General features: G+C 60.4%; 19 protein-coding genes. 13 read left to right on the top strand and 6 right to left on the bottom strand.

Going from position 1 to position 19,403, the window contains the following annotated elements:
- Nucleotides 1-26: 26 nt before the first annotated feature.
- From ACTG3T_RS07175 to ACTG3T_RS07165, 3 genes are all read right to left on the bottom strand, one after another.
- Nucleotides 27-1,154, bottom strand: coding sequence for a tetratricopeptide repeat protein (locus ACTG3T_RS07175; RefSeq protein WP_439101578.1), 1,128 nt, complete (start codon nt 1,152-1,154; stop codon nt 27-29).
- A 106-nt stretch (nt 1,155-1,260) separates the two neighbouring features.
- On the bottom strand, nt 1,261-1,764 hold the full coding sequence (locus ACTG3T_RS07170) for a GAF domain-containing protein (protein ID WP_439101577.1): 504 nt from the start codon (nt 1,762-1,764) through the stop codon (nt 1,261-1,263).
- Between the two features lie 61 nt (nt 1,765-1,825).
- Complete coding sequence (locus ACTG3T_RS07165) at nt 1,826-2,608, bottom strand: ParA family protein (protein ID WP_439101576.1); 783 nt, start codon at nt 2,606-2,608, stop codon at nt 1,826-1,828.
- A gap of 161 nt (nt 2,609-2,769) precedes the next feature.
- Here ACTG3T_RS07165 and ACTG3T_RS07160 point away from each other — a divergent pair, with 161 nt between their 5' ends.
- Nucleotides 2,770-4,053 carry a CinA family nicotinamide mononucleotide deamidase-related protein gene (locus tag ACTG3T_RS07160; protein WP_439101575.1) on the top strand — a complete coding sequence of 428 codons (1,284 nt, stop codon included), beginning with the start codon at nt 2,770-2,772 and terminating at the stop codon, nt 4,051-4,053.
- Between the two features lie 122 nt (nt 4,054-4,175).
- Here the strand turns inward: ACTG3T_RS07160 and pdxH are convergent, their stop codons facing one another.
- The 3 genes from pdxH to ACTG3T_RS07145 are packed head-to-tail and all read right to left on the bottom strand — an operon-like array spanning nt 4,176 to nt 5,736.
- The gene (gene pdxH / locus ACTG3T_RS07155) at nt 4,176-4,820 is read right to left on the bottom strand and encodes a pyridoxamine 5'-phosphate oxidase (protein WP_439101574.1); all 645 of its coding nucleotides are present in this window, start codon (nt 4,818-4,820) and stop codon (nt 4,176-4,178) included.
- Complete coding sequence (locus tag ACTG3T_RS07150; RefSeq protein WP_439101573.1) at nt 4,817-5,386, bottom strand: DUF4136 domain-containing protein; 570 nt, start codon at nt 5,384-5,386, stop codon at nt 4,817-4,819. The genes pdxH and ACTG3T_RS07150 overlap by 4 nt, the downstream gene beginning before the upstream one ends.
- 50 nt (nt 5,387-5,436) lie before the next feature.
- The gene (locus ACTG3T_RS07145; RefSeq protein WP_439101572.1) at nt 5,437-5,736 is read right to left on the bottom strand and encodes a hypothetical protein; all 300 of its coding nucleotides are present in this window, start codon (nt 5,734-5,736) and stop codon (nt 5,437-5,439) included.
- Nucleotides 5,737-5,943: 207 nt separating this feature from the next.
- On the opposite strand from ACTG3T_RS07145, the gene ACTG3T_RS07140 reads away from it, so the two are divergent.
- Genes ACTG3T_RS07140 through ACTG3T_RS07085 form a run of 12 tightly spaced genes read left to right on the top strand, consistent with a single transcriptional unit; the run spans nt 5,944 to nt 19,396 of the window.
- Nucleotides 5,944-7,206: a tetratricopeptide repeat protein gene (locus ACTG3T_RS07140; RefSeq protein WP_439101571.1), complete on the top strand. Its 1,263-nt coding sequence runs from the start codon at nt 5,944-5,946 to the stop codon at nt 7,204-7,206.
- Complete coding sequence (locus tag ACTG3T_RS07135; RefSeq protein WP_439101570.1) at nt 7,187-8,677, top strand: hypothetical protein; 1,491 nt, start codon at nt 7,187-7,189, stop codon at nt 8,675-8,677. Before ACTG3T_RS07140 ends, ACTG3T_RS07135 begins: the two co-directional genes overlap by 20 nt.
- A complete protein-coding gene (locus ACTG3T_RS07130; RefSeq protein WP_439101569.1) occupies nt 8,674-9,900 on the top strand; it encodes a hypothetical protein in 1,227 nt (408 codons plus the stop codon). Before ACTG3T_RS07135 ends, ACTG3T_RS07130 begins: the two co-directional genes overlap by 4 nt.
- Nucleotides 9,901-9,915: 15 nt before the next feature.
- Complete coding sequence (locus ACTG3T_RS07125) at nt 9,916-11,454, top strand: hypothetical protein (RefSeq protein ID WP_439101568.1); 1,539 nt, start codon at nt 9,916-9,918, stop codon at nt 11,452-11,454.
- Nucleotides 11,454-13,514, top strand: a complete 2,061-nt coding sequence (locus tag ACTG3T_RS07120) for a PEGA domain-containing protein (protein WP_439101567.1) — start codon at nt 11,454-11,456, stop codon at nt 13,512-13,514. Before ACTG3T_RS07125 ends, ACTG3T_RS07120 begins: the two co-directional genes overlap by 1 nt.
- 5 nt (nt 13,515-13,519) lie before the next feature.
- Nucleotides 13,520-13,780 (top strand): hypothetical protein, encoded by a 261-nt coding sequence (locus ACTG3T_RS07115; RefSeq protein WP_439101566.1) that lies wholly within the window; start codon nt 13,520-13,522, stop codon nt 13,778-13,780.
- Nucleotides 13,781-13,788: 8 nt separating this feature from the next.
- Nucleotides 13,789-14,589: a MotA/TolQ/ExbB proton channel family protein gene (locus ACTG3T_RS07110; protein WP_439101565.1), complete on the top strand. Its 801-nt coding sequence runs from the start codon at nt 13,789-13,791 to the stop codon at nt 14,587-14,589.
- A complete protein-coding gene (locus ACTG3T_RS07105; RefSeq protein ID WP_439101564.1) occupies nt 14,589-15,917 on the top strand; it encodes a hypothetical protein in 1,329 nt (442 codons plus the stop codon). Before ACTG3T_RS07110 ends, ACTG3T_RS07105 begins: the two co-directional genes overlap by 1 nt.
- A gap of 9 nt (nt 15,918-15,926) precedes the next feature.
- A complete protein-coding gene (locus ACTG3T_RS07100) occupies nt 15,927-17,021 on the top strand; it encodes a VWA domain-containing protein (protein WP_439101563.1) in 1,095 nt (364 codons plus the stop codon).
- Nucleotides 17,022-17,032: 11 nt separating this feature from the next.
- The gene (locus tag ACTG3T_RS07095) at nt 17,033-18,028 is read left to right on the top strand and encodes a VWA domain-containing protein (protein WP_439101562.1); all 996 of its coding nucleotides are present in this window, start codon (nt 17,033-17,035) and stop codon (nt 18,026-18,028) included.
- Nucleotides 18,000-18,722 (top strand): hypothetical protein, encoded by a 723-nt coding sequence (locus ACTG3T_RS07090; protein WP_439101561.1) that lies wholly within the window; start codon nt 18,000-18,002, stop codon nt 18,720-18,722. Before ACTG3T_RS07095 ends, ACTG3T_RS07090 begins: the two co-directional genes overlap by 29 nt.
- Nucleotides 18,719-19,396: a hypothetical protein gene (locus tag ACTG3T_RS07085; protein ID WP_439101560.1), complete on the top strand. Its 678-nt coding sequence runs from the start codon at nt 18,719-18,721 to the stop codon at nt 19,394-19,396. Before ACTG3T_RS07090 ends, ACTG3T_RS07085 begins: the two co-directional genes overlap by 4 nt.
- Nucleotides 19,397-19,403 lie beyond the last annotated feature (7 nt).

The following is a 19,403-nucleotide window of genomic DNA, read 5'->3' as shown; positions in this document are numbered from 1 at the left end:
CGCTTACCGCCATGGCGGTGAGCGAATCAGAGGGCGGCGGCCTGCTCCTCGCGGATAATTTTCAACTGCACGCGATAGCGCTGTTTTTCGACCTGGAAAGACGCCTTCTCAATGGCCCGAGAGACCAGACGCTCTGCCTCAGCAACATCTCCAAGCTGGTGCGCCGCCAAGCCCTTGCTATAGATCAGCAGACCGTCGTCCGGCTGCATCTTTGCGGCTTTCGTGTAGTGATCGTAAGCGGCTCCCCAGTCCTCTTCTTCCATGGCGGCATCGCCAAGACTGGCGTGATAGTAGGGATTGAGATTTCGGTAGCGCTCAAGACGCTCCTCCCAGTAGCTCTGCTCGTTGCTACGGCCCTGCAACTCATACAACACCACCAGATTATTCATTGCCGAGCGATCGCCGTTGTCTATTTCCAGAGCATGAAAATAAGCCTGCTCCGCCTCATCGTACTGCCCTGCATAGCGATAGATGGCACCCAGGTTCACCCATAGCTGGGACAGGCCGGGGGCCTCATGGAGGCCTCTGACCAGCTGTTTCCAGGCATACACCGGCTTGTCATCGGCCAACGCGCTCATGGCGAGGTTGTTGTAATACAGGGCGAAGCCCTCCCGATCGCTCATGAGCCGCGCGCCGGCCACCTCATTGCGATTGAGGGGGTCAATGTCGACCATATATTCCGTGGAATCACGCATTTTCACCTGCACATTGACGTGCAGTCTTACGGCAACCCGCTCTCCCATGCGATGCCATTCGGGGCGCACCTCCATCCACTGGTATTGGGCGTTCAGGCCCGCCTCCCGCGCCAGCGCCGTAAACATATGGGCATAACTCAGGCAATTGGCCGAACCGCGGCCAAAGGCCTGGGCAGCAGTACCATCGGCGAAGGGGTCGTATTGCATCGCCAGCGCGCCCTGCCCCTTGATAGCGCGATGCAAGGAAATCAACTTGTTGTGGGCGTTGTTGGAGTCGGCGGTATACAACTCCACAAATTCACGCATCTGTGGAGTGACCTCCAGGATGCCAGGGTCCCTAAGGTCAGGACTGTCGGGGTCGTAGCTATGGATTTGCCCGTCCAGTTTCAGGGGCGGCACGTTACGCAGATCAAAGGCCCATTGTGGTGCCGCCGCGCAGCCGGCCAATACCGTCAGCAACAGCGATGCCAGTAAACCCCGGCGGATACTCCTTAGGACTGGTAACTTGGCAACAGAATACGCAGCAATGTAGGCCCGCCATGGAGCCCCGGAAAAAGTCCTGCGCCTAACGCTGGCCAAACTGATGTCTGACGAATTCATCGGCCAGGGCCTCGACGTAATCCTGGTCCCCTTGGCTGAAGCGGGCGACGGAAGGGCTGTCTATGTCCAGCACGCCGACTATCCTGTCGTCAGTCTGAATGGGCACCACAAGCTCGGAGCGCGAGCGAATGTCACAGGCGATGTGGCTGGGAAAGGCATGCACATCGTCTATGCGCTGGGTTTCACCGGAGGCCACGCAGGTTCCACAAACACCACGGCCCACTGGAATGCGTACGCAGGCAGGATTCCCCTGGAACGGACCCAGCACCAGCACATCGTCGTGCACAAAATAGAACCCCAGCCAGTTAATATCCGCCAGGAGCGTATTCAGGAATGCTGCCGTGTTGGCAGCATTGGCGATGAGGTCATCCTCACCCGCAAGGAGTCCAGTCAATTGCTGACGGGCTTCCGGTAAGGGCAACAGCGGCGCTGTGGTGTCGGCCGCGCCAAGCGTGGCTAAGTCGTTCATGTCTTGAGTATGGTACAAGCTGCACGCCATCGCCAAGTTAGCAGCGCGCTTTTTGTCGCGGTCACCCCTTATCGAGGGCCGCGTGCAAGTCACGATACTGCTGTGTCAGTTTGTGAGAGGGCGCAAGGTCGATCAGCGGCCGATGGAGGTAGTGGGACTCTTTCATCTTCACTGAGCTGTTAAGGAAGGTCGATATCACCGGGTATCCCTCGTCCTCCAGCTCCGCGACCAGTTCTCCGGGTAAGCGCGCCTGACTGTTGAACTGGTTGATGACGATCCCCTCCACCGCCAGATCCTCATTGTGGTCTTCCTGAAGTTCGGCGATATTATCCATCAGCGCGTAGAGACTTTGCCGGGCAAAACTATCGCAATCAAAGGGAATTAAGACGCTATTTGCAGCGATCAGCGCTGATTTTGAGTAGAAGTTGAAATTTGGCGGCGTGTCGATGTACACCCGGTCATATTCATCCTCGAGTTTGAGCAGGGCATCCCGGAGCTTGTAAATCTTATAGCGGGCTTCAAGCTCGCGCTCCAGTTCCGACAGCAACGGACTGGACGGCATAAGAAACAGGTTCTCGTAGGGTGTCTCCCAGACAAAGGCGTCGGGATTGCGGCTCATACGCCGGGATCCCACCGTTTGCTTGAAAAGACCCGACACGCCCTGGGCCTCCGCCGGGAATGCTTCGGCGTCGATTTCCCCGACCAGGTAATGGGTCGTGTTGCCCTGTACATCCAGATCAATCACCAGGGTCTTGCGGCCAAGGCTCGCATCGATGGCCGCGAGGTTGCAGGTGATACTGGTTTTGCCCACCCCGCCTTTCTGATTGAAAACCACACGCTTCATCATTATTCCCCGCTTGGATCCGCACCACGCAAAGGGCAGGGAGTGTAGCCAAGCCCGGACAGGCTGTCAGCCGCTCAAGGAGGGATAAACGCAGAGATTGGACTGTTAAACGCGAGCCTGTGCTATTTTCCGCACCCGAACTATTCCTGCTGGAGAACACCATGGCCCCTAAGCCCCGCGTGCAGCTGCTGCTCACCGGCGACGAGTTGATGAGCGGCGACACCGTGGATTCGAACTCCGCGCTCATTGCCCGGGAACTTGCGGGACTGGGGCTCACCCCCTGCCGACGGGTAACCCTGGGCGACGACCGGGTTGCGCTGACCCGGGAAATGGCGGCCCTGGCGGGCGATGCAGATGTGCTCATCGTGAACGGTGGGCTGGGGCCGACCATCGATGACCTCACCGCTGCGGTACTTGCTGAAGTCGCCGGAGGCGGTCTCGAGGAGCATCCGGAAGCCCTCGATCATTTGGAGCGGTGGTGTAAAAAACGCAACCTGCTTCTCAATGCCGCCAACCGCAAGCAGGCCATGCTGCCGGCGGGCTGCGCCATCATTCCCAATTCCGTGGGCAGCGCCGTGGGCTTTTCCCTGATCGTCGGCAGTTGCCTGGTCATGTGTACCCCCGGCGTCCCCGGAGAACTGCGGGCCATGCTACCCGTCATGGTCCAGCGCTTGCGGGACCGCTTCGGTATCACCCTCCAGAAAGATGTTCTGCGCCTGCAAACCTTCGGCCTGGGTGAATCCACGGCGCAGCAACTGCTTGTGGATAATCACCCGGACTGGCCACCGGAGGTCGTGCTCAGCTTTCGCGCGGGGGCGCCACAGCTGGAAATAAAACTCAGCATCACGCGGGCAGAAGACCGGCCCAAGCGTGACCAATGCTACGAGTGGCTGAAGACGTTGTTTGGCGACCATATCATCGGCGAAGGTGATACACGCATCGCAGAGGCCGTGATTGATCTGGCACGGACCTCGGGCACCACTATCAGCTGCGCCGAATCCTGCACCGGCGGCATGATCGCCTCCATGCTTACACAAATCGCTGGCGCCTCGGATGTGTTCCCCGGCGGCTTTGTGACTTATTCCAATGCGCTGAAACAATCGGTTCTCGGGGTACCCGGTGCTACCCTGCAGTCCGAGGGTGCCGTGAGTGAATCCACGGTAAAAGCCATGGTTCGCGGTGCGCTGGATGCCTCGGGAGCTGATCTGGCTGTTGCCGTATCCGGAATTGCAGGTCCCGGCGGGGGCAGTGATGACAAACCCGTGGGCACCGTCTGGCTAGCCTGGGGAGACCGGAATGTCGTGGAAACCGTGTGCCTTTGCTGGCCCGTGGAGCGAGTGCTGTTTCAGACCATGGTGGCGGCTGCGGCTCTCGATGTGCTCCGGCGAAAGCTGGCGGGCATTGAGAAACAATCCAGCTATTTTGACCAGAGGCGCCTGCGCTGAGTTCGTCGATCGGCTCAGGGCTGCCTACAAGCTCAGGGCTGTCCAAACGCTCAGGGCTGCCTACAAGCTCAGGGCTGTCCAAACGCTCAGGGCTGTCCACACGCTCAGGGCTGTCCACACGCTCAGGGCTGTAACTGCTCCACCTGCCAGCCGCCAGCGCTGCTACGCTCGTAGCGGAAGCGATCGTGGAGGCGGTGCTCTCCTCCCTGCCAGAACTCAATGCGCTCGGGATCGATGCGATAACCGCCCCAGAAGTCCGGTACCGGCACCTCACCCTCGGCAAACTTGCTCCGCAGCTTGCGCACCTCCTTCTCCAATAGAGCCCTTTTGGCGATGGGTCGGCTCTGGCGGGAGGCCCAGGCCGCGATCTGGCTCTCCCGGGGCCGGGACAAAAAATAGGTCGCCGATTCTGCAAGGCTCATGCGTTTTGCAGCCCCCCCCACAATGACCTGACGATCCAGCTCATTCCAGGGAAACAGCAAAGACACCTTGTCGTTGGCGTCAATGGCCTTCGCTTTATCACTGCCAAAATTGGTGTAGAACACAAAGCCATCATCCGACAGCCCCTTCAACAATACGATGCGCTGCCAGGGCCTTCCCTTATCGTCGATGGTGGACAGTGCCATGGCGGTGGGATCGGAAAGGCCCGCGTTCACCGCCTGCTCCAGCCAGCGCTCAAACTGAGTAATGGGTGACTCACACAGATCGTCGGCAGTGAGTCCGCCGGCGGTGTACTCCCGCCGATAACTTTCGAAATTACCGCTCACTGCGGGGGGCTCCACTCCGGCGGGAACGGAGCCAGCACTGCCTTGGCGGCCACCGCACGATTTTTTGCAGCATCGTCGGGGTCGGGCTTGCTCTTGAGGGTTGACTGTATCGTCGATCGCCAGACGGAGCGGTTGCGGGCGGGGTCGATAAGATCGACGATAAATGTGCCCTCCACGTACTGGCGCACGCTGACATCAGACACCGGAGGACCGCAGCGCCAGCAGTTATAGGCGCTGGCGGCGTTGTAGGCGCGGATATCAGTTTTTTCTCGGGTCACCAGGTGCCAGGCTAGGTAAACATCCGCCTCCGCGCGATCGTCCACCACTTCATACCCGCGGGACCGCAACTCTTCACCGAGCGCTTCATTAACACGATCCACCTGCAGGTCGCTGATGAGCTTTTCTGCAGCGGATGTTCGGTCGATGGGCAGAATCGCCAACCGCTGGACCCTGTCAAAGGCGAAGCTCGTATCGTAGTCACTTACCGCTTTCAGATCCGTGCTAGCACAGCCGTTTAACAGATAGGCCATAAAAATCACGACGGCCAAGCGAAGGGATGCACCCATCTAAAATTACTCCTGAATCACAGAATCGTCCGGTTGGCTGTGCAGTATAGTCAATCGCTGGTTGATGGAGATACCGGCGCACGCTCCATGTAGAGCGGAATCTGAGGAAAGGGATGCCAGCGCTTCCAGCGCTCCCCGAGTCGGGCGTCGAGAGATTCTCCCACGATATTCCCGTGGAGCTCTGCAATGAGCTCCCGGAGCTCATCCTCTTCACACTCGCCGGTGAGCACTGCCGCTTCCATGAGCCCCTCAAGGCGAAAGCGGGGCCCGGGTGGCAGGTCGTGACCGTCGGCAACGCGCTGGAACTGCGCCGACAATCGCTGTCTAATCTCTTCAGCTAAGGTGCTCATGCGCACTCCCAAAACCGCCGTAATACGACTTCATAGTGCCATCCTACCGGCGGTCACCCAAGGGCCGTGCGATCTGCCCGCGTTGGGCGCCGGCGTGAGCCATAAAGAGCTATAGTACGTAGAGTGACAATGCGGAGAACGACCATGCGTAAGGTGAAGTACGCAACAGCTATCGAGTACTGACTGGAACCAGCGATCCACCCTAAAATGAAGTTCATCCACCGACAAGATACGTCATCGAGAACAGCGCCGGTTATCGGCGTGCTCTTCCTGATTTTGAATTGTCTGACCCCGGCCACGGGCGCCACTGACACTGCGATGTCAGAAACCGATGCACTGGCCAGTGAAGAGGCCGCCCAGGAAGCGCTCATGAGCGATGTGCGCGCCTACCTCCAGCGTATTGAAGCGCAAGAAAGCCGCGATGGAGCCTTTGCGCCAGGGCTCACGGAAGACCTTCTGGGTCTGGGGCTGGCCCTACAGCGCAATGGCGACCACGAGCAGGCTGTGAAGGTGTTCAAACGGGGGATACACCTTTCCCGTGTTAACGAAGGCTTGTACAGCCGGCGACAGCTGGCACTGCTGGAGGGCGAAATAGCCAGCCATATTGCCCTCGGCTCTCTCGCGGCAGCCGACGAGAGGCAGCGCTATCTGTACCGTGTGCAGGCCAAAACACTCTCGGATGTCACCCGGGGTCAGGCGTTGATGGAGCACGCTCTGTGGCAGCGTCAGGCCTACGAGGCCGGCATTGGCGAGGACCCCTTCGCGCGTCTGGTCAACATGTGGAGCCTCTATCGCTTCGCCCTCAGTGAATTTGCCAAGGTGGAAGGCGACACGTCTCCCCTGTTACTGCGACCGCTCTACGGCATGCTGCAGGCCCAGTATATGCTCAGTGGTTTCGTCGGTGAAACCACCAACGGCCGATATCGCACGGGCGGAGTTTATGGTGACGAGGAATCACGGCAGATAGGATATCGCAGTCAGAGTTACAAGCAGGGTAACGCGGTTATTCAGGCCATCTACGACATTCAGGTCGCCCAGGATGATGTGACGCTGAAGGATACTGCGGAGGTCCTATTATTACTGGGTGACTGGCAGTACTGGCATGGCAAGCGCACCGAAGCGCTGGACACCTACGCGCAACTTTACGGGGAACTTGCAGAGACTGAGGCTGCCCAAGACTTGAGAGAGCAGTTGTTTGCAACACCGCAACCCCTGCCGGGACTTGAGGGAGTCCGGGCGCTGCCCCGGCACCTGGGCGAGCAGAATGGGCGATTGCTGCTAGAATTCGGGGTTTCCGAGCGCGGACGGGTCATGGATGTCGTCCGTCTCGACGACCACAGCCACAACGACGAAAAGGCGGGCGACATTATCAATCGCCTGAGACGAACGCCGTTCCGGCCACGCATAGATGATGGTCTGCCGGTAGAAACACAAGGATTGCGCTGGGCTTATGATACTTCCGCATGGTGAACAGCAGGGACCGCAGAGTCAGCGGGAGAAGGTGTCGAACACGACGCCCTTGACTCCAGGCCAGGCAGCCAGATTGCCTCTGGCGTCTCTGCTGGCCTGCCTGATGCTGAGCGGCTGTCCGAGCGCCAGTAATCCCACCACGCCGCAAACACCATCGATGCCAACGCCGAGCAGCCCGGCGCCACCGTCCAGCAGCTCATCATCGAGTTCGTCCAGCAGCTCATCGAGTAGTTCTTCGAGTAGTTCTTCGAGCAGTTCATCAAGCAGCTCCCCTAGCAGTCCCTCACCCCAGAGCAGTCAGAGCCCGACGAGCAGTGCGTCGTCGCCCGGCAGCCAAAGCAGCAGCCAGGGTGCCCAGGGCAGCGAGCAGGCAGGCGAGCCATCGGCTGAAAGCACCGCCTCTTCGGAGCAGTCCGGAGAGACGGGATCCACCGACGGCGATCTTGAGGGCGCTGGTGACGTATCCCGGGACATGGGAGAGTTCCCCGAGGGTCAGGCCCCCGGCGCCGAGGTCGCCGGTAGCGGCGAGACCGGGGAGCAATCTGGCAGCACCGGCGACAGCAGCGAAGCCGGATCCGCTGGTGAGGCCGGCGAGGATTCTGCGGGCGGCAGCGCCGGTGCAGACACCACGGCGGGCACCAGTGATGGCGCAGCGGGCGACAGTGGCGGAGCCGGCGAGCCCGGGTTTGAAGACAGCGCCGGTGGCAGCGACGCCCTCCCCAGCATGGAGGATGAAGAGTCCGTAGCCTCCGGTGGCAGCGGCATGGGCCAACCTGCGGGTTCCGCAGGTAGTGGCGGAAGTGGCGGAAGTGGCGGCATGCAGGGCTCCATGGGAATACCCGGTATTCCCGGGGTTCCAGGCATTCCAGGCGTTCCGGGTCAGACTGGAGACGCGGGGGCTGGTGGAAACGGCGCCCAGGGCGCCGGCGATGTTGCCGGCGGTCCCCAGGGCAGCAGTCAGGGTACGGGCACATCCGGTGCGGGTGACAGCAGCACGGGACAAGGCAGCTCCGGGCGCTACCCATCCGGCGGACAGGGTCCTTTAACCCCGGCAGAACAAGTGGCTATTCTTGACGCTGAGCTCGAGCGAGGCATGGGCGAGTTTGATGCCATGATTCTGGAAGAACAGGCAGCACAGCGCGAGGCCAGCCGCAACCAGCCCACGGAACCCACGCAGACCGCCTCAGCCGGAGGCGGCAGCGGCAACGGTGAAGCAGAAGGCGGTTATGGCCGCGAGATGGGCGGCGGTGGCTACAGTGTCGGTGGCGGCATGGGCGGCGTGGGCGCCGGGGGTGGCAGCATCCCCCAGAACACGGCGAAGTACCCGCCTCCAGCGGATATTCCCAACGGCAATGACGATGACGTAGTGGCGCGACAGCTGCGCGAGGCCGCCATGCGCGAGCCCGACCCCGAGGTGCGCGAAAAGCTGTGGGTGGAGTATCGCAAGTACAAGGGTATCAAGCAGCCGTGATAGCCAGCTCCACCGTCAACGCGACGATCGGCCTGCGTTTTCTGGCGCTGCTGTGTCTTGGCCTCAGCCTCGCGGGCTGCGTCAGCCAGACGGTGAAAAGTACATCAATCCCGGCACTGCAGGCGCCGGCCTCGATGGTGCCAGAGGATGAGCTACTGGACGTGGCCGTCGCCATCTTTGATCCGGGTATTGATTTCGCCGACGAAGATGAACGCCTCTACCCGGAAGTTCGCCGGGCCGAGGCACGCTACATCCCTAAATTGCTGGCTGAGGTGCTACAAAATTCCGGTGCCTGGGGCGCTGTGAGGGTTGTTCCCAACGACGATCGAATCACTGACCTTATGATCAGGGGCACCATACTCCACTCCGATGGCGAAACCCTTGAAATACAGGTGGTCGCCAAGGACTCCCGGGATTACGTCTGGCTGGACCGCGTTTACGAGGGCAGTGCCAGCCGCTATGCCTACGACACCAAAACCCGTTCCAGCTACGACCCTTTTCAGGCTGTGTATCACCAGGTAGCCAATGATCTGGTGCGGCGTTTTGACGAGCTGCCCACGGCGCAGCGAAAAGAAATTCGCATGGTGTCGGAACTCCTGTTTGCCCAGAGCTTTTCTGCCGAGGCCTTTGATGGCTATCTCGATAAAACCCGCAAGGGAAAACAGCTGGTGGTTAGACTCCCTGCTGAAGACGACCCCATGCTGGAACGGGTGCGCATGCTGCGAGAGCGCGACCATGTTTTCGTAGACACGCTGCAAACCTACTACAACGGCTTTTCTGACGACATGTTCGGCCCCTACCACGAATGGCGAAAGCTCAGCTACCAGGAGGTCGTCGCCTATCAGGAACTCAAGCGTGAGAGTACCCGTCAGCTCATTGCCGGGGGTGCCGCCATCATTGCCGGTATCGCCGCCGCGGGGAGCGGAGACCGTAGCGCCCGCGCTGCCGGTAACGTCGCGATTATCGGCGGCGGGTATCTGCTAAAAAGCGGTCTTGAAAGTCGCGCCGAGGCACAGATACACGTCGAGGCCCTGGAAGAAATCGGTCAATCCCTGGAAGCGGAAATCACGCCACAGGTCATCGAGCTGGAAGACCGTACGGTGATGATCAGTGGCAGTGTCGATGATCAGTATGCTCAGTGGCGTGAAGTGCTCGCTGAGATCTACCGCAATGAGATCGGAGAACTCGCCCCCCCAGCGTCCGACGATCCCGTTCAGAACTAGTCGGAAACCATCTGAGTGACAGAGCAGTACCAACGGGTCCAGCCCACACCCTTTGATGCACCGGAGTCCACGCCGGCGGCCGACTCCGCTGCGGCGGATACCCGACCCCCGTGGCTGCTGCCCGCTTTTGGGGGCCTCGCAGTCTTGGCGCTGGTCGTCATTTTTGTATTGCCCGCCTGGGTGGAATCTCGCGGCAATAGCGTCGATCCAGCCAGCAATCAAACAGCGCAGGGAACGTCACCAGCCAAGGCCTCCCCCGGCACGTCCTCTCCTAAGGCCGCAGCGCCCGAGACAAGCGATGAGGCCTCGCCCTTTGCCGATGCCCGGGCCGCAAAAGCCCGCGCCGAGGCTCAGGATCTTCTCGCTGAATTACTGGATGTGCAGGAGAACCTCACAGAGCGCGGCGCCGAGGAATGGGCAGCGGATGCCATGGCGGGCATCGCAGAACAGGCACTGTCCGGCGATGAGCTGTATCGAGAGCGCGCCTTTGAAGAGGCTATCACCCAGTATCAGGCGGCCCTGACGGCGGCTCTAGCTCTGGAACAATCCCTGCCGCAGCGCTTCGAAGCGCAGATCGCCAGCGCCACAGCAGCCATTGAAGCCTTCGATGAAGATACTGCGGCGACGGCATTGACCCTCGCCGAAAAGCTGGAGCCCGGGGCACCGGAGACCGCCTCTCTCACCGGGAGGTTTGAGGTGCTCCCCTCAGTAACAGAAGACTACGTCGCAGCTTCGGAAGCGGAGGCCGCCGGTGAGCTCGACACTGCCGTTGCGCGCATGGAAAGCGCCGCCGAAAGCGACAGCGCGCACGAACGCGTAGGCAGTGAATTGACACGACTGAGGGCGGAGCTCACCGAGCAGCGGTTTAATGCCGCCATGTCAGAGGGCTATGCGGCACTGGACGAGGCCAACTTTGACAGGGCACAGCGGCGCTTTGAGCGCGCCGGAAGTCTTTACCCCGGCTCCTCTGAGGCCGCAGCTGCCCTGCAGGAACTATCGTCGGCGCGCACGGCAGCCACGCTGCAAGGATTACAGAACCGCAGCAATTCGCTCCTTGAGGACGAGGACTGGTCAGCGGCCATCAAGGTGTTTGAAGAAGCGCTTGCCATAGATCAGAGCCTACGCTTTGCGCGAGAGGGTCTCCTTGTTGCCCAGCCCCGGGCGCAAGTGGAAAAAGAACTCACCGCAATCGTGGAGAAACCCGAGCGCCTTGTGGATGACGCTATTTTACGGGAAGCGCAAAGCGCCGTTGCCCGTGCCCGGTCCCTGAGCGAACTGGGCCCCCGCCTCAGCGCGCAAATAGACGCCGCGGAGAATGTCCTGGCGGTAGCCAGCACCCCGCTGCCGGTCACGATCCGCTCCGACGGCCTCACGGAAGTCACGGTCTACAAGGTTGCGCGCCTCGGTCTTTTTAACCGGGAGCAACTCAGCCTGCGTCCCGGGCAGTACACTGCGGTGGGCTCGCGACGGGGTTATCGCGATGCCCGCGTGGTATTTACCGTTGCCCCCGGAAACACGCCAGATGTTTACGTCGCCTGTACTGAGTCCATCTGATGAGTGAACAAAAACCCCGGAGTATTCAGGCTGCGGCTTTTGAGCCGCTGGACCCCACTGCCGTTGAGAAGAAAGCCCGTATCCCTGCGTCGCGCTGGCTACTGTTCGTGGCTGTGGCGCTTTTTCTGGTGGCGCTGTGGTTTTTGCTTACCGCCCGCTCTCTGGAAATTTCCGTTGTTGCCGAAGAGGAAGCTGCCATCGATCTTGCCGGTCTCGTGCTGCCCTTTGGTGACCGTTTCCTGCTCCGCTCGGGTACCTATGCACTGACGGTGACGGCGCCCGGCTATCACCCCTACGAGAGCGACATAAATGTCTCAAAGGACGCCACCCAGCGACAGGAGGTGATCCTCCAGCCGCTCCCCGGTCGCCTGACCATTGCTACCACGCCAGCGGGTGCCACCCTCTCTATTGATAAGGAAAACACCGGCATCACGCCGCTGACTGATCTTCCGGTGGAAGCCGGCAACCGATCCTTGCGGCTGGAGCTCCCACGCTACCTGCCGCTGACCCAGGACATCGACGTCACCGGGCGCAACGTTCAGCAGCGTCTTGATCTGGCCCTGGATCCCGCCTGGGCCGAGGTCAGCATCATCACGGACCCGCCCGGGGCCGTGCTTCTGGTCGACGGAACGCCGCTAGGAAACACGCCCGGCACCTTTGAGATACTCCAGGGAGAGCGCCAGCTGGCGTTGATGCGACCCGGCTTTGCCCCCGAGGAATTCTCCCTGACGTCAGAGGCCGGTGTAGCGCAGGATTTGGGCAGCATCGAGCTCACACCAGCTACCGGTGTCCTTACCCTGAGCAGTACACCGAGCGGTGCAAATGTCAGCGTCGATGGAGAGTTTGCCGGGCAGACACCGCTGGAACTCGAACTCTCGCCCAATACAGACCATCGCATCAGCCTCTCCCGGGCGGGCTACCGGCGCGCCAGCGACACGGTGCGTATGGAGGCAGGCGCGCGCCTTGATCGCAGCGTCAGCCTCAAACCGCTGCTGGGCGATGTCCTGGTCAAAGTCAGCCCCGCAGACGCGGAACTACTGGTAAACGGTAAGCCCGTGGGTCGCGGCACGCAGACGCTGTCTCTGCCCGCGGTGGTCCAGCGGATTGAAGCGCGCTTGGACGGCTATGAAAGCAGCAAGCGCAGCGTCACGCCCAGACCCGGTCTCGAACAACTCATTGAGCTCACACTGCTGACCCCCGAGGCCGCACGCAAGGCCCGCCTGACCCCCACCATCACCACCGCCCTGGGCCAGACCCTGGTGCTGATGAATCCCCTGGACTCACCGCGCAATGAGTTTTCCATGGGCGCGTCGCGGAGAGATCCGGGGCGCAGAGCCAACGAGGTGCTCCATCCCGTGCGCCTGGAGCGGCCGTTCTATTTTCAGAACCAGGAAGTGACCAACGCGCAGTTCCGCCAGTTTCAGGCATCGCACAATTCCGGTCAGATTGAGGGCAACAGTCTCAACCGCGAACACCAGCCGGTGGCGCAGATCAGCTGGCAACAGGCCGCGTCATTCTGTAATTGGCTAAGCCGGCGGGAAGGCATCACACCCTTTTATCAGGAGCAGCAGGGCATCATCATTGGATTCAATCCCGATGCCCTGGGCTATCGCCTGCCTACCGAGGCGGAATGGGCCTGGGTGGCGCGACTCAAGGGAGAGGAGCTCCAGCGCTTTACCTGGGGCGAAGAATTCCCTCCCAAGAAGACCGCTGAGAATGTTGCCGATAACAGCTCCGCCTATGTGACCGGTCGGGTACTCAATGGTTACGACGATGGCTATGTGGTCAGCGCCCCCGTGGGAAGCTTTGCGGCCAACGAGCACGGTATCTTTGATCTTGGGGGCAATGTCTCCGAGTGGATTCATGACGTGTACACCATCCCCGCCTCCAGCGGCGTGGTAACGACGGACCCCCTGGGTGGCCAACGGGGGGACAATTACGTGATTCGCGGTGCAAGCTGGGCCCTGGGGAGACTCCCCGAGCTGCGCCTGTCCTACCGCGATTATGGGCAGGCAGGGCGAGATGACGTAGGATTTCGCATCGCTCGCTACGCGGAGTAAGACAAATGGGGCACAAGAGCACGGTCAAGAAAGTTTTCGTCGGACTACTGCTGCTTCTGGGTAGCTACACCCTTTTTAACATCGTCGCGGTGGCCCAGCCGCCGGCCGAGACCCCTGCCCCCTCAACCGGGGGGGTGGATCGGGAAACCGGAGACACTGACGCCGATCCGGTGACCAGCCCACCGGTCAATCAACCTTTCGAAGACTACGAGGCATCGGAGCAGATCTCCGAGGATCTCTCCGTCGCCTTTCCCGTCGACATTTAGGAAGCCCCATGAAGAACAGCCTCTCCTCCGAGTTCATGTTCCAGCTCTTTGCCTTGCTCACGGCGATCATATTGGTGCACGCAATGTACGTGGCCGTGATCCGTCCCAGTGCCGACGACCAGTTAGCCGCCGAAATGGCCGCCCAGGCTGCGGGAGAGGAAGTTGTTCCCAAGCGCAGTCTGGCGGTGGTAATCCGCGACTACGAACAGGAGGCCTGCTTTATCCTGCTGATCTGGGCGCTGTCCATCATGGGCTACAAGGGCCGCCAGAACATGAAGGAGCAGCAACTGCTGGAAGACGAGTTGCTCTCGATTCCCGAGGGCACCAGTGTGCTCCCGGAAGACGCGCGGCAATACAGCCGCTCCATCGAGGCGCTGCCGGTAACTCAACAGGGCTACCTGTTGCCCCGCACCCTGCTTTCGGCCCTGCAACGCTTTGCCACCACCGGGAGTATCCCTGCGGTATCCGACGCTATCCGGGAGCAGTGTGATATCGAGTCCGATCGCCTGGACTCCGAGCTGTCCATGGTTCGCTACATCGCCTGGGCCATTCCCTCCATCGGGTTTATCGGTACGGTTCGCGGTATCGGTGATGCCCTGGGACAGGCGTACAAAGCGGTGGAGGGCGATATCTCCGGAGTTACGGTGAGCCTGGGCGTCGCCTTTAACTCCACCTTTGTGGCGCTGGTGCTGTCTATCATCATCATGTTCTGCCTGCACCAGCTTCAGCTGGCTCAGGAGCGACTGGTGCTTAACGGGCAGCGCTACGCAGACAGCCGTCTCCTTCGCTTCCTGGTCGCTAACGACTGATGGCCATTCTGGATTGTCGCGATACGCAGATCAGCCTCTGGCAGGAGGGATCTGCCCTGCACAGCCCAGGCGTCGTGGTACTGGAGGGCGGTGAGTATCACTTTGGGCAAACGGCTCTGGAACAATCGCGTCTGCGCCCCCGGGACAGTAACAGCCGCTTCTGGTGGCAGCTCAGCACCCAGCCCCTGAAGCCCACGCTGGGCGCCGCACGGCACACCGCCGACCTGGTGCACTCCCACCTCCGTCACATTCATGCAACGGCAGGAGCGCCCGATGCTCTGGTGCTGGCGGTGCCGGACAGCATGCCTCCGGAGCAGCTTTCTCTGTTGCTGGGGGTAGCCCAGGCCAGTGACTTTACCGTGTCGGGAATAGTAAGCCGCAGCGTGCTTATTGCGAGCAATCACCCGGTCGTATTGCAGACGGGCAGAGCAATTCATCTGGAAAGCCAGCTCAACCAGACCATCATCAACGAATTGCTGGTGGAAAACGGCAAGATCCGGGTGACACGTAGTACCCCCCTGCCCGCCTGTGGCCTGCTCGCGTTGCAGGAGCGCTGCGTCTCGGCCATTGCCAGCGCGTTTATCCAGCAGACCCGTTTTGATCCCACTCGAAGTGCACGCAGTGAGCAGGACCTGTACAACAAGCTCCCGCAAATTCTCGCCACCCTGCGCGAGCGTGGTGAGGCCAGCGTCGATATCGACGGTCATCGCAGCCGCGTCACCGCCAGCGCCCTCGCTGGTGCCAGCGAGCGCCTGATCAAAGGGCTGGAACAGTCCAAGCCGGACACGGGAGTGCCCATACTTCTGGACGCGGAACTGCATCTCCTCCCCGGCATAGAAGCTATGGATGGCAAAACCAGCACGCTGGCTGCAGACACACTGTGGACCGCCTTTATCGCCAGGCGGAATCACATCGAGCTACCGGGTGAAGATGTTCACCTGGTAGACCAGCTACCGCCGGCGGACTCGGAGGGCAACGAACGCGCGTCCTCGGCAGCTCCGTCAGTTCCCGCTTCCTCCTCAGCCCCTTCTACTCCCTCGGCTACCAACGCGGAGCCCCCCGTCTCCAAAACAGCAGGGACTCAGGCGACGGCGTCTGCTATCGCCACCCATGTGCTTATGGGCACTTTGGCGCTGCCTCTGCGCGGTAGCGAGGTGGCCCTTGTGGGGGGGTTCTCCCTCCGCAAGGTGGACGACTACTGGACCCTCCACGGTGATGGCGCGCTGATCAATGGCATGCCCTGCGCACCGCAGCAGCCCCTGGCGCTGGGCGACACCCTGTCCCTGGGCACCGCCGGCCACGGACGGCTCATCGAAGTGCGAGATTGAGGCCGGGACGTGGCGAGGCGCAATAAACGAAGCTTCAGCACCTTCAACCTGTCCTTTCTGGACATTATGTCCTGTGGATTCGGCGCCGTAATTCTTGTGTTTTTGATCATCGATCACTCCATCGTCGTGGAATCGAAGGAACTCAACGTCGACCTGCTTTCCGAGGTGAATATGCTCGAGGAAGATATCCGGGAGGGCGAGGAGGGGCTTGTTGTGCTGCGCAATACCCTGGATGAGGTAAACCTCGACATTGTTGAAGCCGAGGGCCGGGCCACCCGCGTCATCGACGAGGTAGAAGAGTACGAGGCCCTTATCGCCGCATTGATCCCCGAGGATGTGAGCGAGGACGAGGCGGTGGAAAAACTCAAAGCCGAAGTCCAGTCTCTCGAGGAGGAGGTAAAGAAACTGCGTGAGGCCGCGGAAGAAGAAAGCGGCAAAAGTGCCCGTAGCTTTGTGGGCGACGGTAACCGGCAATATCTCACGGGACTGAATCTCGGCGGCAAGAACATCGCGATTCTGCTGGATGTTTCCGCAAGCATGCTCGCCGACCGCGTTGTCAACATCATCCGGCTTCGCAACATGGACCCAACACTCCAGCGCAGCGCCGAGAAGTGGACGCGGGCACTGAACACCATGGACTGGCTCACCTCCCAATTGCCGGTGGGCAGCGAGTACCAGGTAATCACTTTCAATACCCAGGCACAGACCGCTTTGCCCGACACGGCCGGCCAGTGGCTGGAAGTAGCGGATCAGGCCCAGCTGGAAGATATGTCCGAGTCCCTGAGAACGATTACGCCCGCTGGCGGCACCAGCCTGGAAAACGTGTTTGATTATCTGCAGACGCTGTCACCAATACCCGATAATATTTTTCTCATTACCGATGGCCTCCCTACCCAGGGAGCCAACCCGCCGCGCGGGAATACCGTCAGCGGCAACCAGCGGCAGCGCCTCTATCGGCAGGCGGTGCGGAAACTCCCGGCCAACGTGCCCGTGAACATTATCCTCGCGCCCATGGAAGGAGACCCCCTTGCGGCCTCCGAATTCTGGCAGCTTGCCCAAAGCACCCGGGGCTCCTTTATGAGTCCGTCCAGTGACTGGCCCTAGGAGCAAACGGTATGCGTAAGCGTCGCGAAATGTCTGAATTCACGCTCTCCTTCCTCGATGTCATCTGCTGTGGCTTTGGTGCCGTGATCCTGCTGCTGATGATCACAAAAACTGTTCAGCCCCAGATCATTGAGGCCTCCACGGTGAACCTCGAGGGTTTGGTGGCGGACCTGCAGGAGCAGTTGTTTGAGATCCGTGGCGAAACCCGTTTTCTCAACAGAGATCTCAATGCCCGCCAGGAGCAACTCTCGGAGTATAAGGAGCGCATTGCCGTCCTTCGCGGCCAGCTGGCTTCCACGAAATCGCGCTATGACAGTCTGCAGGTGGAGAGCAACACCAACTCGGTGATCACCGAGCAACTGGCCATCGCCCGACAGTCACTCACCGCCGAGCAGAAGCGACTCCTCGCCGGCCTGGAGGTCACCAGTAACCTCATCGGCGGTATCCCCGTAGACAGCGAGTACATCATTTTTGTGATTGATACCTCGGGCTCCATGTTTTCCTACGCCTGGGAGCGAATGATGCAGGAGATCGATGCCACCCTGAACATTTACCCCAATGTGAAGGGCATCCAGATCATGAATGACATGGGCAACTACATGTTCAGCCGCTATCGAGGCCAGTGGATTCCGGATACCGATGGACGACGCCGCGTCATCATGCAGAACCTGCGCAACTGGAACGTGTTCAGTAACTCCTCGCCGGTCGAGGGTATTACCGCTGCGATCCGTACTTTTTACGACCCCAACAAAAAGATTAGTATTTATGTCTTCGGAGATGAATTTACCGGGGACTCCATCGGACAAGTGGTGGATACTGTGGAGCGAATCAACCGCGAGGCCGCCGACGGCCAGCGACTGGTGCGAATCCACGCCGTGGGCTTCCCCGTACAATTCATACGGGCAGCTAATCTGCAAACCACGGGTATCCGGTTTGCGGCGCTCATGCGGGAGCTGACCTATCGCAATGGAGGCACGTTTGTCGGACTTAATGACTTCAGACCCTGACAGGCGCACGGGCAGGCAAGGACATTTGGCCGCTGCCGGGGCCCGTCCCGGGTATTCCCGTTCCGCTTGGGCCATGCTGGTACTCACACTGCTGGCTCTGGCTGGCTGTGGCGCCAAGGAAGTCATCGTGTCCGGTAACTTCCCCCCTCCGCTGATGCAGCCACTGCCGGTAAAACTTGGCGTCTGGTACGAACCGGAATTTGAGGGCCACGAATTTTTTGATGAGGCCAAAGGCCGAGCGGAGTCATCCTGGATTGTTAAAACCGGCGAGGCCCAGGTCGCCATGTGGGGACAGCTGCTGGACAACATGTTTGTCGGCGTCACCAAGATGGATGGCAAGCCCGCGCCGGAGCAAATGAACCCGGTGGTGGACGCGGTGTTGATCCCCCGGGTGGACGAGCTCCAATACGCCATTCCCGCACACACCAACGTGAAGGTCTACGAGATCTGGATGCGTTATGCCTTTGAGCTTGTTACCACCAACGGTGAACCTATTGCTGAATGGACCATGACCGCCTATGGCAAAACGCCCACGGCCTTTCTCCAAAGTGATGAGGCGGCGGTCAACCTTGCAGCGGTCGTGGCATTGCGGGATGCCGGAGCACACTTCATCACCAGTTTTCACAAAGTCCCGGAGGTCGCCCAGTGGCTGGAGCAACTGGAGCTGGAACGAGCGGGAGTAGCGGCGCGATGACCACGGTCAGGACTCGCGTTGTGCGCGGTGTACTGCTTTTGCTCCTGAGCGTATCGCTCATGGGGTGCGTCACATCCACCGTAGACGAAATGGTGTTCAACGAACCAATAGAAGGGATCGGTGACTCCACGGTAGTCATTCTGGGGCGACGTCACGCCAGCGACTATGAAACGGAATTTGATTTTATTGAGTGCATCGCAGACCACGTGGTGGCCCGGGACTCGAGCATCGAAATCATTGATGAAATTGAATTTATCAACACGCTTTACCCCTGGTTCGAACCGCGGACGGCGCCGCTAAGGCCCGCGGATATCGATCGCCTGGTGCAACAGGAACCCGTGGCCCAACAACTTGCCAATCTGAAACTCGAGTACATGATCTGGGTGGACGGCAGTACGGTGCAAACCAACTCTGCGGGGTCCATGACCTGCGGTGTGGGACCTGGCGGCGCGGGCTGCTTTGGCTTTGGCACCTGGGGTAATGCATCGGATTACGAGGCCACAATCTGGGATTTCACGGACAAGGCTGAAGTAGGTCGCCTGAATGCCAGCACCAGCGGTCAATCCTATATGCCCGCCGTGGTAGTACCCATCCCCATCATCGCCCCGGTGCAGGGCACAGCCTGCGATGGCCTGGGGGATCAATTGTTACAGTTCCTGTCCAGTGAACACTGAGCTGCAG

The organism is Congregibacter sp. (genome assembly GCF_965660375.1).
Lineage (GTDB): Bacteria > Pseudomonadota > Gammaproteobacteria > Pseudomonadales > Halieaceae > Congregibacter.
The sequence above is the reverse complement of the archived record's forward strand: the minus strand, read 5'-3'. Positions and strand labels throughout refer to the sequence as shown.